The organism is Paenibacillus sp. FSL R7-0331 (assembly GCF_000758645.1).
Lineage (GTDB): Bacteria > Bacillota > Bacilli > Paenibacillales > Paenibacillaceae > Paenibacillus_AQ > Paenibacillus_AQ camerounensis.
In genome coordinates, this window is record NZ_CP009284.1 from 196,793 (window position 1) to 212,737 (window position 15,945).

At 52.5% G+C, this 15,945-nt stretch carries 11 protein-coding genes; 7 read left to right on the plus strand and 4 right to left on the minus strand.

The features are described from left to right. Positions 1-11: 11 nt before the first annotated feature. Positions 12-4,076: an S-layer homology domain-containing protein gene (locus R70331_RS00950; protein WP_042172059.1), complete on the plus strand. Its 4,065-nt coding sequence runs from the start codon at positions 12-14 to the stop codon at positions 4,074-4,076. A 203-nt stretch (positions 4,077-4,279) separates the two neighbouring features. Then, complete coding sequence (locus tag R70331_RS00955) at positions 4,280-5,122, plus strand: aldo/keto reductase (RefSeq protein ID WP_042172060.1); 843 nt, start codon at positions 4,280-4,282, stop codon at positions 5,120-5,122. Positions 5,123-5,266: 144 nt separating this feature from the next. Here R70331_RS00955 and R70331_RS00960 read toward each other — a convergent pair whose 3' ends face one another. After that, positions 5,267-6,100, minus strand: coding sequence for a TIGR03915 family putative DNA repair protein (locus R70331_RS00960; RefSeq protein WP_042172063.1), 834 nt, complete (start codon positions 6,098-6,100; stop codon positions 5,267-5,269). Positions 6,101-6,105: 5 nt separating this feature from the next. Next, the gene (locus R70331_RS00965; protein WP_042172065.1) at positions 6,106-7,422 is read right to left on the minus strand and encodes a putative DNA modification/repair radical SAM protein; all 1,317 of its coding nucleotides are present in this window, start codon (positions 7,420-7,422) and stop codon (positions 6,106-6,108) included. Between the two features lie 246 nt (positions 7,423-7,668). Here R70331_RS00965 and R70331_RS00970 point away from each other — a divergent pair, with 246 nt between their 5' ends. Beyond that, positions 7,669-7,860, plus strand: a complete 192-nt coding sequence (locus tag R70331_RS00970) for a hypothetical protein (RefSeq protein ID WP_042172067.1) — start codon at positions 7,669-7,671, stop codon at positions 7,858-7,860. A 269-nt stretch (positions 7,861-8,129) separates the two neighbouring features. On the opposite strand, the gene R70331_RS00975 is transcribed toward R70331_RS00970, so the two are convergent. After that, entirely contained in the window at positions 8,130-9,281 is a 1,152-nt protein-coding gene (locus tag R70331_RS00975) for a LuxR C-terminal-related transcriptional regulator (RefSeq protein WP_042172069.1), read from the minus strand. A 153-nt stretch (positions 9,282-9,434) separates the two neighbouring features. Here R70331_RS00975 and R70331_RS00980 point away from each other — a divergent pair, with 153 nt between their 5' ends. From R70331_RS00980 to R70331_RS30205, 4 genes are all read left to right on the plus strand, one after another. Further along, positions 9,435-10,151, plus strand: coding sequence for a class I SAM-dependent methyltransferase (locus R70331_RS00980; RefSeq protein WP_042172071.1), 717 nt, complete (start codon positions 9,435-9,437; stop codon positions 10,149-10,151). Positions 10,152-10,221: 70 nt separating this feature from the next. After that, entirely contained in the window at positions 10,222-11,340 is a 1,119-nt protein-coding gene (locus tag R70331_RS00985; protein ID WP_042181970.1) for a saccharopine dehydrogenase family protein, read from the plus strand. 248 nt (positions 11,341-11,588) lie between these two features. Next, positions 11,589-14,375: a glycoside hydrolase family 3 protein gene (locus tag R70331_RS00990; RefSeq protein WP_042172073.1), complete on the plus strand. Its 2,787-nt coding sequence runs from the start codon at positions 11,589-11,591 to the stop codon at positions 14,373-14,375. A gap of 182 nt (positions 14,376-14,557) precedes the next feature. After that, positions 14,558-15,145 (plus strand): lysozyme inhibitor LprI family protein, encoded by a 588-nt coding sequence (locus R70331_RS30205; RefSeq protein WP_052418864.1) that lies wholly within the window; start codon positions 14,558-14,560, stop codon positions 15,143-15,145. A gap of 114 nt (positions 15,146-15,259) precedes the next feature. Here R70331_RS30205 and R70331_RS01005 read toward each other — a convergent pair whose 3' ends face one another. After that, complete coding sequence (locus tag R70331_RS01005) at positions 15,260-15,835, minus strand: DUF6609 family protein (RefSeq protein WP_042172075.1); 576 nt, start codon at positions 15,833-15,835, stop codon at positions 15,260-15,262. Positions 15,836-15,945 lie beyond the last annotated feature (110 nt).

The window sequence follows — 15,945 nt, forward strand, 5'->3', positions numbered from 1 at the left end:
GAGCTCGATTTATGAAAACGGGGAAAAAATGTCTAGTAATATTTCTGTTAGTGCTTTTGATATTTAATCTGCCCGGGGTGATTATGCCTCAAGCCAGTGCAGAGCCATCAGCATCCTCTGTGGAGCTCTCACTCCCCGCTGACTTAACGGACTGGATTATGGATGAAGAGGCAGGCTATATCTACGCCGTCTCAAGCAGTGAGAATAATCTCTATTTTATCCGGCTCAGTGATTTTAAAATTGAGAAGACGTTAAATGTAGGCTCAAGACCTTCGTATCTGGCAAAGGACGGACAATTTTTACAGATTGCCCTTTCCGGAGCGACTATGATTAAGACAGTGGACCTTTCTGCTCAACAGGTTACGGGTACTATTATTACAACCGGGATTCCCAGTTCAGTCGCTGCCAGCTCTAAATACCTGTATTATGATACTGCTGAGGGGATTTATAAGTATGACAAGGCTAGCGGTGCAGCAACTATGTTAACCAGAGAATTCTCAATTGATGAGGCGGCTCTGGCCATTGATGAGGCTACTAATACGCTATATGCCGGTCGGATATCCACTCATGCCGGATTAACCGCCTTAGATGCAGAGAGCGGAGCCATAATTAGTAATGATTCTTACGATAATATGGAAATTGGCGGCAGTGATTCATTTGCGCTTAAGCATATTTTCATAGATGGACAATCCGTATATTTTGGCGGACATGAATTTAATAAATTTAACGTACTTGAGACTACAGGCAGCTATCCAAGATCCCCTAACAGCTATTCATACCTTGAATCAGTTATCCTGTCTGTGACAGATACTTACGTTGTTACGATACAGGGAGTCTACGATAGGGAATCGTATACACTACTGGTCCCGTTTGCTAATGATCCTCGGTTTGCCCTGGTTGATTCCAAGGGCCGAGCTTATCTCGTTGGAACAGTGAATTCGTATTTTGACGGCAAAACGATTACCAGAGTAGATCTTTCGATCCCTCCTAAAAAGTCAGCACTTTTTACATCCGGTGTTCATTCACTCAAGAGTGACTATACCATTACAGACTGGATTACGAACGACAGCTCCGCTTATATTTATGCCATTCTTGCCGATACCAATGAGCTGGCTGTTATCAGCAAAGCAGACCTGAGTGTGTTAAAGAAAATGTTCATCGGCTCCAAACCGAGACAAATCAAATTATTTGATAACAAGCTCTATGTAATCTTCGAAGGCGAAAATCATATTAATGTTGTCAATCTGCATGACGGTATACCGCAGGAAACGGATATTGCCAAGGTTACGACCAGACATTATCCGATAAATGTATTCCCTGATTATAATAACCGGATTATTTATAGCGGAAGTTCATTCAGTCCCGGTATAAGTGTTACTTCAGCAGTATACAGCTCTGTCTCGGATGCTGTATACGAAGTTGAGACCAATATTAGTTCCACGTATAGCAGCTTTGCGTTCGATCCGGATCGGGAAATTATCTATAGAATGGGTTTTATGGGCTTCGAAAAGTTCAACAGCCAGAGTTTTGATTTGCTTGAAAGCTATGGACAGTTCGGTTCATATTATCCGTTGCTAATGGATGGTAACAGTTTTTATTACGGATACTCCAGATATGACCTGGATAAACCTTCTATTATTTATGGAACTTATCAGGATGATATTATTTATGCGCGCGGTAGCCTGGTATTCAGCAAAACTAAAGTTTACGACAGAGACAGTTTTTCACAAACATATGATTTATTTATGACTATCAACAAAGCTTATGTGGGGAATGACCAGGCTATTTTCTTATCTACAGACAGTAAATTATATAAGTTTGACAGTCTTGAAGAAATGCAGAATGTAAGAAGTGCTTCACTGATGCCCTCGAATGGAGAGTTTGTAGATGATGATATGGCTGCCGGACGGATTGGCGGATTCTTGTCCTTCAAACCGGCTGCCAGCGATGAAGATATTCTAGCTTATTCGATTTATTTTGTAGATAGCACTGGAAAAAAGCTTCAATCATCTTGGGCGCTTAAAGAGAGAGAATTATCAACAGATTCATTATTTATCTACGATATATCCTTCAGTGATGTGCCTAAAGGGACAGTAGGCTTAGGGGTGTTCCCGGTTCTTAAAGGCGACGGTCTTTTTGTTAGCGAACGTGTGCTGGATATGTATCTCCTCGTACCGTTCTATGATGCACCCGGCTATCTCCCGTCAGATATAGTGCTGACAGACAGTGATCCGGCAATTAATGTATTTAAAGGCACAGTGAAGTGGACTGCAGGAGCAGAAGAACTGCCTGGCGCACGATATTCTTTGTACTTTGTTGATGCGGAAGGCCCCATAGGAGAAGCTTTAGCCGTAGTAAGCAGCGGACAGAAAAATTATAGCCTTACCCTCGATATAGCAGTACCTGATGAAGCGCTGGGAATCGGTGTTTTTACAGAGAATGACAGCTTTGTTTCCCCGTTCTACAGTAAGGGGGCATTTCTGGAAAAAGTAACGCCGGATATTGCGGCATCGTCCATCAGTGTATATAAATACTGGATTCAATCGGATAAGGTTGTCGTGAATAACCTGATGCCGGGAGATATTATCCGTGTGTACGATGAAAAGCAGTACCGTTACTATGGTTATGGAATCGTTGCTCCAAATAGTTCAACTATTACCGTTCCTGTTGGAAATATCGGCAATCCTGGAGATAAGATTGTAATTACCCGTCAGACCGTTAATAGATTTGAGAGTATGGGTACTCTGGTTACTGTGCCGGCTATTATTGACGACAGAGCAGGAACCGTACCCGGAAACGGCGGCGGCCCTGGAAACGTGGGCGGCCCTGGAAATGCCGGTGCAACCGGTGGTTCTGGCGCTGCGCCTGCGGTAGATGCCAAGCTCGTGACTACAATGCAAGAGAATACAGACGGCACCCGTTCTTCACTGACGGAAATCTCTTCCGCTTATATTTCAAAGATTCTGACTGATGCTGAATTCAAAAAGAGTCCGGTCATTACTGTCAAGGCTGATGAAACCGCAGTAACGCAGCATGCCCAGTTCCGGATTGGTTCAAGTGTTCTGGATAGTATTAATGGCAGTGCAAAAGACGCTGTGCTGATCCTGGAATCTGCGTCAGGCAAGCTTCAGCTGCCGGTCAATTCTTTGTCTTCCAGTAGTAAGACAGAAGGAGAAATTGTAATCACAATTGCCCAGGCGGCAAATGATTATAAGGTTAAGCTGGATAACCAGTTAAAGGGATCTTCTGCTGTAGTGCTGGGCAACCCCGTGGACTATGAGGTTAAGCTGACAGGCAGCGGTACGGATCAGATCCTGTCCGCATTCTCCGCTTATGTAAGTCATGGTATCAGCTTTAAGGTTGCCCAGGATACAAATGCTGTTTACAGCGGATTAACCTATGATCCGGTCACACAGGCCTTTGTTCCGGTGCCTACCACGTGGGAGTGGAAGGATGGGGTTCTGCAGGTAACCATGAAGCGCAAAGGAAACTCTGTATATACCGTTGTTCAGAATCAGGTACAATTTAAAGATTTAAGCAGCAGCAGTCCTTATAAAAACAGTATTTTGGCTCTGGCGAACCGCAATGTGATTAACGGCTACGGAGATGGCAGCTTCAAGGCGGAAGCAGTCGTCACACGAGCTGAATTTGCCGCAATGCTTAACCGCGCTTTGGGTATACTGCCGAAGCAGCAGGCATCCAAAAGCTTCAAGGATGTTCAGTCCGGCGCCTGGTATGCTGTGCAAGTAAATGCTGCTGTTGATGCGGGATTGATTAACGGCTTCACGGATGGTACATTCCGTCCAAATCAGGAGATCAGCCATCAGGAGATGGTTGTTATGCTGGTCAATGCTTTGCAATATAGCGGAACAAGCATTAAGGGAAAAGCTGCTCAAGCAGCGTATCCTGCTAATCTGCCTGAATGGGTGAAGCCTTACTATGTTCTCGCACAGGACAGCGGAATACTGCAGGCGGACAGCCCGTTCCAGTTCCAGACAGGCAAGAAAACAGAGCGTCAGGAGAGTGCAGTCCTGCTGTACCAGCTGATGAAGGTACTGAAGCTCACCAACGAATAATGAACAAGCAGAGGATGTTGATAGCAGTTACAGCATCTGAGGCATGAAGCGGTTAAAGAGTACCTTTAGGGGTGCTCTTTTTCTGTATTCCGGCCTGGCTGAGTGTTTTTTTCGGAAGAGAGGGTAAAAGAAGGGTATAGTAAAAAGGTGTACAACATTTTGCTGTAATAGTTAAACCAGTCCAGCCAAGGAGGTAATACAAAGTGAACCAGCATATTCCGGAAAAGGTTTTGAATGACGGTCTGAAAATTCCCGCTATAGGCTTTGGTACGGCCTTTCTGAAAGGCGCAGATGGAGTGAAGGCAATGACCGGAGCCATTGAGGCAGGTTACCGGCTGATTGACTCAGCCTTTAATTATGAGAATGAAGGGGCGGTCGGACAGGCTGTCCGTAAGAGCGGATTGCCGAGGGAAGAGCTGCGGATTACTTCGAAGCTTCCGGGGCGCCATCATGCCTATAAAGAGGCACTTGAGACGATTGAGGAGTCCTTATATAGAGCGGGCCTTGATTATTACGATCTGTACCTGATCCACTGGCCTAATCCGAAGACAGATAAATATGTGGAGGCCTGGCAGGCAATGATTGAGGCGAAGAAGCGCGGGCTTGTCCGTTCGATCGGGGTCTGCAATTTCCTGCCGGAGCATAACGAGCGCATTATAAAAGAGACCGGAGTAGCGCCGAGCATCAACCAGGTGGAGCTGCATCCGCTGTTCAATCAGGAGCTGCAGCGTGCAAAGGATGCCGGGCACGGTATTATAACGGAGTCCTGGAGCCCGCTTGGACGCGGCCACAGCATGCTGAAGAATGAACAGATTGCAGCCATCGCGGCTGCCCATGGCAAAACACCAACCCAGGCGATTCTACGCTGGCATATCCAGCTGGGTGCGGTTCCGATCCCGCGGACCGGCTCGGCGGAGCATCAGAAGGAGAACCTTGAGATTTTTGATTTTGAGCTGTCAGAGGATGAGATGAGCGTCATCTCAGGCATGAGCAAACCGGACGGGCGGCTCTGGGAGCAGAACCCGGCCGCGTACGAAGAGATGTAAATTAGCTTCATAACAGGAATAGAGCACCCTGCGGGGTGCTTTTTTAGGTCATATACAATATGCTGTGAAACCCGGCTGAACCAGATGCAGAAAGAGCTGTAGCTGAACAAGAGTGCCTTCCCTAATGAACGGGGAAGGCACTTTTTACTGCAGTTCACGCGGCTTCGGGTTCCTCATCCGGCGCGGGGCTTTCTGCTGCCGGGCAGTCTGTACCGGCCGGGCTGCCGGAATACCGGTCATCTCCGGCAGGTGCTTCCAGTAGCGCTTCGGCATCATGGAGGCGCGCTGCCGGTCGTTCCGGCGCTGCTTGATGCCAATGGCATGATAAAAGCTCTGCCACAAGCTGCGGTAGGCAGCTTCTGTCTCATCCGGCTGCGGCGCAGCCCATTCATCAAGCGGCACAATGGCGTGCCGGCCCGGCTGATGGATCAGCGCTACCCTGTGGGTGCGGTCGTAGATCATAAAGCTCTCACTCTGAAATCTGTCGCAGAAATGGTCCTCAATAACGGGCAGGATGTAGCTCTGCGGTTCTATGACCGCAGCCATGACAGGGCCGTATACGCTGAACCGGACGAAGCCAAGATAGTGATGGCCCTCCCGGCGGAGCAGCCGGACTGCTTTGTTCAGGGCGCAGACCGTATCGTCAGCCAGCATATTCATGACCGCACTGCCGTGGGTAAAGCCCAGATAAAGAAAATTCAGCAGCAGCATCTCTTTGTCTGGTACAGCAGACCAGAAGCCGAGGCGGACCAGCTCCTGCGCTTCACGGGATATCTTCAGCGGAATGGAGCGCAGCACCCGGTCTGCCTTAATGCTGTCAGTCTCGATCCATTTGGATTCCAGCAGCAGTCCTTGTCCGCTGCCTTCTGAATGGATGGCCAGCGGGGTTTCCTTCCACTGGTAGCTCTCGAACACACAGCACAGCAGCCCTTCAAAGCTGCCGTCATAGGAATAAGCCAGGGAGGTCGTCTTAAACATGGCGTTTAGCCTCCGTAGCTGAAGGATGCGGCCCGCCCTGCTTCCGGCAGCGCGGCCAGATAGCTGTCGTCGAAGAAGGAGAGCTGCTCGATCTCCGGCTGCTGGAACTTGGCCAGCTCCTGCCCGGACATCAGCGAGCGGAGCAGCGTGTGCTCGCCAACCTTAAGTCCTTCCAGCGGCCGGCCTTTGCAGGTAATGAAGAACTGGGCGCGCTTGAGCACAACGCCGAGCTTCTTCAGCGCATGGAAGTCGAGCGTTCCGGCCCGGCGGGCCTTGATGATCCGCTGGGCGCTTCTTACACCGATGCCGGGCACGCGCAGCAGCATCTCATACGGAGCGCGGTTAACCTCCACCGGGAACTGCTCCCGGTGATTGATTGCCCAGCTGCATTTCGGATCGAGCAGGGGGTTAAAGTTGGGCGCGGCCTCGTCGAGCAGCTCCTTGGCCTCGAAGCCGTAGAAGCGCAGCAGCCAGTCCGCCTGATACAGCCGGTGCTCGCGCAGCAGCGGCGGCTTGGTATCCAGCGAGGGCAGCAGGGAGTCTTCAACTACCGGGGTATAGGCTGAATAGAAGATCCGCTTGAGCTTGTATTTCTTATACAGCCCCTCTGTAAGGTTCAGAATCTGGTAATCGGTATCCGGCGTGGCGCCGATGATCATCTGGGTGCTCTGGCCCGCAGGTGCGAAGCGCGGTGCATGTCTATATTTAACGAGCTCCGTACTGTTCTCGGTAATCTTGTTCTTAATCAGGTTCATCGGCTGCAGGATGGACTGCTTGCTCTTGTCCGGAGCCAGCCGTTGCAGGCTCTCCTGGGAGGGCAGCTCAATGTTGACGCTCATGCGGTCAGCGAGCATACCCAGCCGGGACAGCAGGGCGTCATCTGCGCCGGGAATGGCTTTTACATGAATATAACCGCGGAACTTATACTCATTGCGCAGCAGCTCAAGCGCGGCAATCAGCTGCTCGGTCGTATAGTCGGGGCTGCGCATAATACCGGAGCTGAGGAACAGCCCCTCTATATAATTGCGGCGGTAGAACTGCATGGTAATATCGGCGATCTCCTGCGGAGTAAAGGCAGCCCGCCGGACAGGGTTAGACTTACGGTTAATGCAATAGGCGCAGTCATAAATGCAGCCGTTGGTCATCAGCACCTTAAGCAGCGAAATGCAGCGTCCATCCGCGGCAAAGCTGTGGCAGATTCCAAAGCTGACCGCATTTCCGAGGCTTCCGGGCTGGCCGGAGCGCTTGGAGCCGCTTGAGGTGCAGGCGACATCATATTTGGCTGATTCTGTCAAAATTTCTAGCTTCTCCATCATATCCATCGGTACACACTCCTCCTGAAGAAAGTATATACCGAACAAATGTTCCTGTCAAAATCCAAATAATGACTCGCAAAAAGCCTGCGGCACAGTTCTAACGGACTGAGCTGCCGTTATTTTCGGAATACCGGGGATGATTTTAGCACATAAGGAGACTGTGAAATGTAACCGCATTCCTGCTTATGCTATAATAGCAACTAACAGAGAGAAAATGAGCTTGATTAAAATTAGAATGGGAGTGTTGCGGGAATGAGGAAATATAATATTTGGCGGCCGATTATGCTGATTCTGGTTGTCTTCGTGACGAGATCACTGGTAACTACAGTCTGCCTGTTGTTCGGCATGACAGAGGAGTCGGCTGGCAGCATTGCGATGATTGCGATGATTATTGCTGCACTGATTATGTACAACCGGATGATGAAGGCGACCAGGCGCAAATAAAACGTTGTTGCAGGTCCGGGTACTGTTCAGGCGTTCCGTTAAAAGCACCTTCATCAGGACATGGCCGTATGGCGTTTACTTATTAAGAATCATCAGCAAGCAAACCTCTCCTTTAAATAGGCTGGCAACAGTCTGGCCGGCTTCCGGATTATCTAAGAGGGGTTTCTTTTTTTGCATATTTGTCCGGATAATCCACAAAAGGCGCCCCAAGCAGCCGTCCTACGGCTTACCTGCGGGCGTCTTTTGTGTTGTTAACAGCGCATACCGGATTATTGGTATTTGGAGTAGAGCAGCCAGATGAGCTCCCGGCGGCTGCTGACCCCAGCTTTAGCGAAGATCGACTTCAGATGATCCTGCACCGTGTAGGCGGAAATATGCAGAAGCTGCGCGAGCTCTTTGGTTGACCGCCCCATGGACAGCTGGCTGATAATCTCCTTCTCGCGGTCCGTAAAGCCGTAGGCTTCAGTAATCAGGGGCTGCAGATCAGCTGCCTTGGCTGCCGTAATGGATACGGCCAGCTGGACCAGACCGGACGGGCCTTCCAGTCTGCTGGCTGTGACGTTCATGAAGCGGCCATCCAGAGCGCGGAAGCGCAGCTTTGCCGCTGAAGAGTTGCCGGTGGCAGGCTGCGCTTCGTGCGTCAGTCCGTTAACAGCAGGCTGCTCCCCATCCGGCATACTCTCGGCTGGAATACCCCCGCCTGGCGAACTCCCGCCGAGCGCCCTAAGGCAGACCGCTCTGACCGGACCGGGCAGGCCGGGCTTCGGCTGCTGTTCCATCTGCTGCAGCTGCTCCAGCCAGTAGCGTCCCCCCGTATTAAGGCTTACCGGCTCCAGCCGGTCATCCAGGATAATAATTCCCTCCTCCGGCTGGACACCGGAGCCAGTCTGAGAGGCAGGGCTTAGTGACATAGCCTTCAGACGGCCGGCAATCAGCGGCGCAATGCTGCTGATTAATTGCAGCTCCTCCGGCTGAAAGGGCCTATGCCCCTCTCTGCGGAACAGAATCAGGAAGCCCCAGCAGGCTCCTCCTGCCGTTAGCGCGGCCCGGAGCTCGTCTGCGAATCCCGCAGGCTGCAGCACCCCGCGGTAACGCCGGCTCAGCTCCGGCCGTCCGGCTGTGGCTTCCCGTAATGACCGCACAGGCGCGGCAGACCGGGCCAGCTCAGTGAACTTGTTATAGTCATCCTGCAAATATTCATTGTCGAGAAGGGAGCCGTGAATGGACTCCAGCCCCTGCTCGGTAACAGCGCCTGTAGTCAGCAAGGTGGACGGATCGACGGTTGTGCAGCAGGCGGCATCGAAGCCGAGAGCTGTTCTAATCCGCGTCAGCATGATTTCCCGGTACATGAGGGAAGACAGCTTCTGCTCCTGATCCAGTCCCTGCAGAAGTTTCGTTAATGCGGCAAATGCCTCTTTCATAGTCCGTCCCTTTCGTTGTATGTGAATGATTCTTCCTGATCGACGCTATAAATCCCATAGATCTGGGATGGTCTGACACGCCGGCGGCCCGGATAATAAAGAATAGTTCTAATTATAGCTGATCGGAGCAGATCATCAAATGGAGGAGATTCTATGAAGGACGGCAAGAACGTAACCGCTAATCCATGGGAGCAGGCGGACCCGGACCGGTACACACGTAATATCAGCCGCAAAATACCCGGCTACCAGCTGCAGTATGAGCTGATAGATAAGCTGCTTACAGCACTGCTGGATAAGCAGGAGCGTCCTGAACTGCTGGTCGTCGGCGCGGGCGGCGGCCAGGAGATCATTACACTGGGCGCAAGCCATCCGGACTGGCGGTTCTGCGGCCTGGATACGTCCGCCGGCATGCTGGAGGCTGCCGGACAGCGGATTGCTGCAGCCGGACTTACGGACCGGGTGCAGCTGCATCATGCGGACCTCTGCTCCTGGAGCAGCGGCGGGCAATATGATGCGGCAACCTGCATGCTGGTGCTGCATTTTGTACAGGGACGGGAGAGTAAGCTCGCGCTTCTGAAGGCTATTGCCGCCCGGCTGAAACCCGGTGCCCCATTGTTTATCTCAGCCATTAATGGCGACCCTGCTTCACAGGCCTGGCAGCTGCAGATGGCCGGCTGGAAGGTGCATATGCTGCAGGGGGGCGTAGAGCTGGGCGACTGGGAGCAGTTCGCGGCTTCCTTCGGAGTGACTTCCCATCCGCTTCAGGCGGCGGAAATGGAGCTGCTGCTGAAGCAGGCCGGCTTCACGCAGCTATCCGGCTTCTTCGGCTCTTTTCTTATTAATGGATGGACAGCAGTCAGGCAGCCCTGAGGTTTAGGGAGAATCGCATAGTATGGAGAAGCGGATTAAATACACATTCGGGTATAAGGAGCACAATGGGATGAGGACAGAGATTGTTGTAATCGGCGGGTACGGCCATGTAGGAGGCCAGATCTGCACGCTGCTGAGTGAAAGATTTCCGGGGGCAGTCTATGCCGCGGGCCGCAATGCCGCGCGTGCGGAGCAGTTCAGCGAAAGCACCGGAGGACGGGTGAAGCCCATGCGGATCGATGCGGCTGAGGCTTTCCCTGCACAGCAGCTGCGTAAGGTGAAGCTTATCGTGATGTGTCTGGACCAGCAGGATACCTCCTTTGCTGAGGCCTGTATCCGGGAGGGAATTCATTACATTGATATTACCGCAAATATTGAATTTTTTCGGCAAATGGCGCAGCTTAACCCGGGCAGCCGCTATAATGCTGCTGCAGTTATGAGCGTCGGGCTGGCGCCCGGGCTGACGAACCTGCTGGCGGGCGAAGCCGTCCGTTCCATGGACGAGGTGAAGCAGCTGGATATCGGTATTCTGCTGGGGCTCGGCGACAGTCATGGACAGGCAGCCATTGAATGGACGGTGGACAACCTGCCGGCACAGTTTGAGGTGATGCAGGAAGGCCGGAACACCAGGGTGGACAGCTATACGGACGGCCTGCTGACGGATTGGGGCGCGGATCTCGGCCGCCGCAGGGCTTACCGCTTCCCGTTCGCGGACCAGCAGACACTGGCCCGGACTTTGGGTATCCCGACTGTCTCAACCAGGCTTTGCTTTGATTCAAGAGCCGCCACGGCAGGCATTGCATTGCTGCAGAAGCTCGGGGCACTCCGGCTGCTGAAGGGCAGGCGGCTGCGGAATCTCGCCATAGCCTCATTCGGACGTGTCCGCTGGGGTACAGAGCGTTATGCCGTCAAGATAGAGGCCGCCGGCTTGAAGGACGGAGCTGCGGCCCGCTCCGAATATGTTATTCAGGGGCTGAAGGAAGCTGAAATTACCGCCCGCGTGGCTGCTGTTGTGGCCGGAGCAATCTATCAGGAGGGGAATAACAAGCCGGGGATTCATCATCTGGAGCAGCTCTTCCGGCTGAGTCTTGCGCCGGACCGCCTCTCGCTGCAGCTGCAGAATCAGAACCCTGATACCGGCAGTTCCGGCACAATTAGCGGGATCAGCTGCTGGACCAGGCACACTTGAACAGAGCTGCTGCAGACAGCAGACGCAGGCTCTAATCGTATTTATTCCGGCCGGGCTAATGCTTGGCCTGACAAGACGGCGGTATTCCTGTTTATCCGCCTTTCGGGTCATAGAGGACTGGAAAGGCTGTTTTTTTTGCAGAAAACGTTATTAAATAAGATCAAACCTTTGATTCTTGTAAGGGTATTCTTTATAGTAAGGTTAGAGTCTGCAAGAGATATAGATATGATAAACGGGAGGAAGCACACTTGAGCACAGATAAGATTGGCGTTCCATTAGAGGGCTTTGCTGAATTCAGCAGAATAGTGGCTGCAGAAGGTGCAGTTTTGCTGAAAAATGAAGGAAATGTACTGCCGTTCCGTGAAAACGAAACCGCTTCAGTTTTTGGCAGAACCCAGGTGAATTACTACCGCAGCGGTACGGGCTCCGGCGGCAGTGTGAATGTAGCATATACAACCAATCTGCTGGACGGGCTGCGCAGCAAACAGAATATTAAGGTCAATGAAGAGCTGGCGGCTATATATGAAGAGTGGATTCAGCAGAATCCGTTCGACAACGGCGGGGGCGGCTGGGCGGCCGAGCCTTGGCATCAGAAGGAGATGCCGCTGACCGATGAGCTGGTGAAGCAGGCCAGAAGCCGGTCGGACAAGGCTATTGTTGTTATCGGGCGCACAGCCGGAGAAGATCAGGACAACGCCGATGCGGCGGGAAGCTACCAGCTGACTGCAGATGAGAAGACGATGCTGAAGCAGGTGACAGCCTCCTTTGAGCAGACGGTTGTTGTGCTGAACGTATCGAATATTATTGATATGAGCTGGCTGAACGACGAGAGCCATGTCAACCCGGTTGCCGGTGTGCTCTACTCCTGGCAGGGCGGAATGGAAGGCGGTAATGCGGTTGCCGATGTGCTGGTTGGAGAGGTTACGCCTAGCGGCAAGCTGACTGATACCATTGCTTATTCCATTGATGATTATCCGTCGACAGTCAACTACGGTAATGAGTTCAAGAATGTATACCAGGAAGATATCTATGTGGGCTACCGGTATTTCGAGACGTTTTGTCCGGACAAGGTCCAGTTCGAATTCGGCTACGGGCTGTCCTATACCACGTTTAGTGTAGAGCCGGGTGAAGCTAGGCTGTATACCAAGGACGAGAAGACCTATGCGTGGATTGACGTAACCGTAACCAATACAGGCAGTACCTATGCCGGGAAAGAAGTTGTACAGGCGTACTACGAAGCGCCGCAGGGCAAGCTGGGCCAGCCGGTCAAAGCGCTGGCAGCCTTCGCAAAGACCGGAGTGCTGTATCCGGGTGAATCAGAGACCATTGCACTGGGCTTCGAGCTGCAGACTATGGCTTCCTATGATGACGCCGGTGTAACAGGGCATCCTTCCGCTTATGTGCTGGAAGCAGGAACGTACCGTCTATATGCGGGAACCAGCGTGAGGAACGCTCAGGCGATCGCTTTTGAAGGACAAGAAGGTTATATCGTGGAAGCGCTCGAAGTAGTGGAGCAGCTGCAGGAGGCGCTGGCACCTTCAGAGAGCTTCACCAGAATCGTGCCGGGCGCCCGTCGGGCAGACGGTTCATATGAACTGACTTACGTTGAAGCGCCGAAGCGGAAGGTTGATCTGGCTGCGCGGATTGAGCAGAACCTGCCGCAAGGTCTGGAGCAGACTGGCGACCGGGGCTATAAGCTGCGCGATGTGCAGGAGGGCAAGGTCAGCCTGGCGGCGTTCATTGCCCAGCTCAGTGATGAGGATCTGGCGGCACTGGTTAGAGGGGAAGGGATGAGCAGTCCGCTTGTTACGCCGGGAACGGCTTCGGCCTTTGGCGGGGTAACCGATTCACTGTACAGCTACGGTATTCCGGTGGCTTGTACGTCAGACGGCCCGTCCGGCATCCGGATGGACAGCGGACAGAAGGCGACCCAGGTCGCCATCGGAACACTGCTTGCGGCAACCTGGAATGCGGATCTGGTAGAAGAGCTGTATGTGATGGAAGGTCAGGAGCTGCTGCGTAACAACATTGACACGCTGCTGGGTCCAGGCCTCAACATCCGCCGCAGTCCGCTGAACGGGCGCAACTTCGAGTATTTCTCTGAAGATCCGCTGGTCTCCGGCGTGTTCGCCGCAGCCTGCACACGCGGGATCCGTAAGGGCGGATCAAGTGCGACGCTGAAGCATTTTGCCTGCAATAACCAGGAAAAGTACCGCAGCAAGGTTGATGCGGTTGTATCAGAGCGCGCTCTGCGCGAGATATACCTGAAGGGCTTTGAGATTGCGGTTAAGGAGGGCGGGGCGAACTCGATAATGACCTCCTATAACCCGGTCAACGGACATTGGGCGGCCTCCAATTATGACCTGAATACAACTATTCTCCGCGGTGAGTGGGGCTTCAGGGGCATCGTGATGACCGACTGGTGGGCAGTGATGAACGATTGTGCAGAGGGCGGGCCGGCAGACCGCAAGCTGACGAACTGGATGGTCCGTGCCCAGAATGACCTGTATATGGTTGTCAGCAACTTCGGTGCGGAAACTAATGCTTACGGCGACAATACTATTGAAGCGCTGGCGAACGGCACGCTGACCCGCGGAGAGCTGCAGCGCAGCGCGGTTAACATTCTGGAGTTCATCCTGCAGGCGCCGGTCTCGTCCAGGGAGCAGGTCATTGAAGAGGCAGTGGAATCCTTTACCGCCAATCCGTCGCTGGCAGCAGAACAGGCGCAGGCCTTGTCTGCACAAGGACAGGTCACACTGGCTGGAGAAGCCAAGGTAGTCCTGAACGTAGAGCAGGCCGGAGTGTACCGGCTGTTCGCCCGCGTGAAGTCTCCGGATACCGAGCTGGCACAGAGCGCCTGCAATCTGAACCTGAACGGCCGGACCGTTACAACCGTGCAGACGAACGGGACCGAAGGCCGCCTGATTCAGCTGAAGCTGGTCAAGGCGCAGCTGGAAGCAGGGCTCTATGAGCTGACGCTTGAGCACGTGAAGCCGGGAATGCAGGTGGAATCAGTCGAATTTAAACAGGTGTAGGATAAGGCCGCAGCGCCTTCTCAGGCATAGTAGCAGCAGGCACTCGGGCGGAAGCCGAGTGCCTGCTGCTATTTTTGGTTAATATAGAAGTAAGCAACTATCCGGCTCCCGGTTCCGTCTTAGATATACAGCTGCTTAGGATCTGGCAACCTGACCACAACTTAAAGGGAGATGAATGCAACATGAAAAAAGCAATACTTCTAACAACAATAATGTGCAGTCTCGCTCTGGCCGGCTGCGGTAATAACGCACAGCAGAATACCAATCCGGCCGGCTCAGACCCGGCTGCACAGGAGACAGCTGCGCCGGCGGCAACGGCTCCAGCTACTGCTGCACCGGAAGAAACGGCAGCTGCGGCAACGACAGCCCCGGCGGCTACACCGGCCGCTGAACAGACGCCTGCGGCTTCCTCTGTTAAACAAAAATATCTGGATAAGCTGGATGCTGTGGAAGCGGGGCTCAGCGATCTGAAGGAGCAATATGATTCTGGAGTAACGGCCTCCATGACCGAGGCTGCCACTAAGGAATACGAGCGTTGGGATAAGGCTTTGAACGAGGTTTACACTGCGCTCAAGAGCGTGCTCTCCGAGAGTGAAATGGCCGGTCTCAAGGAGAAGCAGCTGGAATGGATCACCTACCGGGATAAAACAGCGGAGGAAGCAGCAGCTAAATATGAAGGCGGCACGATGCAGCCGCTGGAATATGTGGCTGTGCTGGCAAGCACCACGAAGGACAGAAGCTATGAGCTGGTCAATACGTATATGAAGTAAGACTGCTGCTCATTCAGAAAAAGACACCTTGAGGGTGTCTTTTTTTTTGAAATATAAGAATTCAAAAGTTTCGCACGACAAACTAATCTTATGCTTGCGTTGTCCGGTTTTCGTTCATTTGGTTATTGCTGCAGATTTTGCAGAAGATCCGGCAGCTGCCGGGCGGCCGGAAATAAGCAGTGCTGTGCCCCAGGCCAGCTTGATGGCAATATCCGCATAAACGAGGGTGTGAAAGGACAGCTCCGGCCAGAACATTCCGGTCAGGGCATTGGCGCTTAGAAGAACAGCCAGCAGAAGCATAGACCGGCCATGCACCCATGCCATCGGCACAAAATGAATTCCTATCGCCAGGAATGCGCCCAGCCAGACCATCCGGTAATTGCCGTCTCCAAAGTGAGGCCCGCCGACAGACACCATTAATATAAACATGAGGATAATCGAATAGATCGTCATCTTGCCTTGAAAAGCAGTTTGCGGGCCGTAGGATAGTCTGCGGTTTACTGTTTTGTTGGTTAATATTCCAAATATTCCGGCCATATATCCCAATGAGAACACAGGCATGGAGATCAGCTGCGTTCCGCCCGCAAGCAGCCCCGCAAACAGGATAGCGGCCACCCAGATCAGCCATAATCCGCAGACTCTTTTATTCAGATAGGTCTTGCCCCGCTTTTGTCTTCCGGTGATGCCCATAATGTATTCCTCCTGCTTCCTAAGTATAGACAGCAATTTATGTATAATAGTCCGCATTGACATACTATTAATATACTAATTATGAAATGGATGTAAATAATAAAATATTT

Bases quoted from the DNA above. Each gene is read 5' to 3' on its own strand.
- R70331_RS00950 (WP_042172059.1), top strand. From the start codon at position 12: ATGAAAACGGGGAAAAAATGTCTAGTAATATTTCTGTTAGTGCTTTTG.
- R70331_RS00960 (WP_042172063.1), bottom strand. From the start codon at position 6,100: ATGTTTAAGACGACCTCCCTGGCTTATTCCTATGACGGCAGCTTTGAA.
- R70331_RS00965 (WP_042172065.1), bottom strand. From the start codon at position 7,422: ATGGATATGATGGAGAAGCTAGAAATTTTGACAGAATCAGCCAAATAT.
- R70331_RS00970 (WP_042172067.1), top strand. From the start codon at position 7,669: ATGAGGAAATATAATATTTGGCGGCCGATTATGCTGATTCTGGTTGTC.
- R70331_RS00975 (WP_042172069.1), bottom strand. From the start codon at position 9,281: ATGAAAGAGGCATTTGCCGCATTAACGAAACTTCTGCAGGGACTGGAT.
- R70331_RS00980 (WP_042172071.1), top strand. From the start codon at position 9,435: ATGAAGGACGGCAAGAACGTAACCGCTAATCCATGGGAGCAGGCGGAC.
- R70331_RS00985 (WP_042181970.1), top strand. From the start codon at position 10,222: ATGAGGACAGAGATTGTTGTAATCGGCGGGTACGGCCATGTAGGAGGC.
- R70331_RS30205 (WP_052418864.1), top strand. From the start codon at position 14,558: ATGAAAAAAGCAATACTTCTAACAACAATAATGTGCAGTCTCGCTCTG.
- R70331_RS01005 (WP_042172075.1), bottom strand. From the start codon at position 15,835: ATGGGCATCACCGGAAGACAAAAGCGGGGCAAGACCTATCTGAATAAA.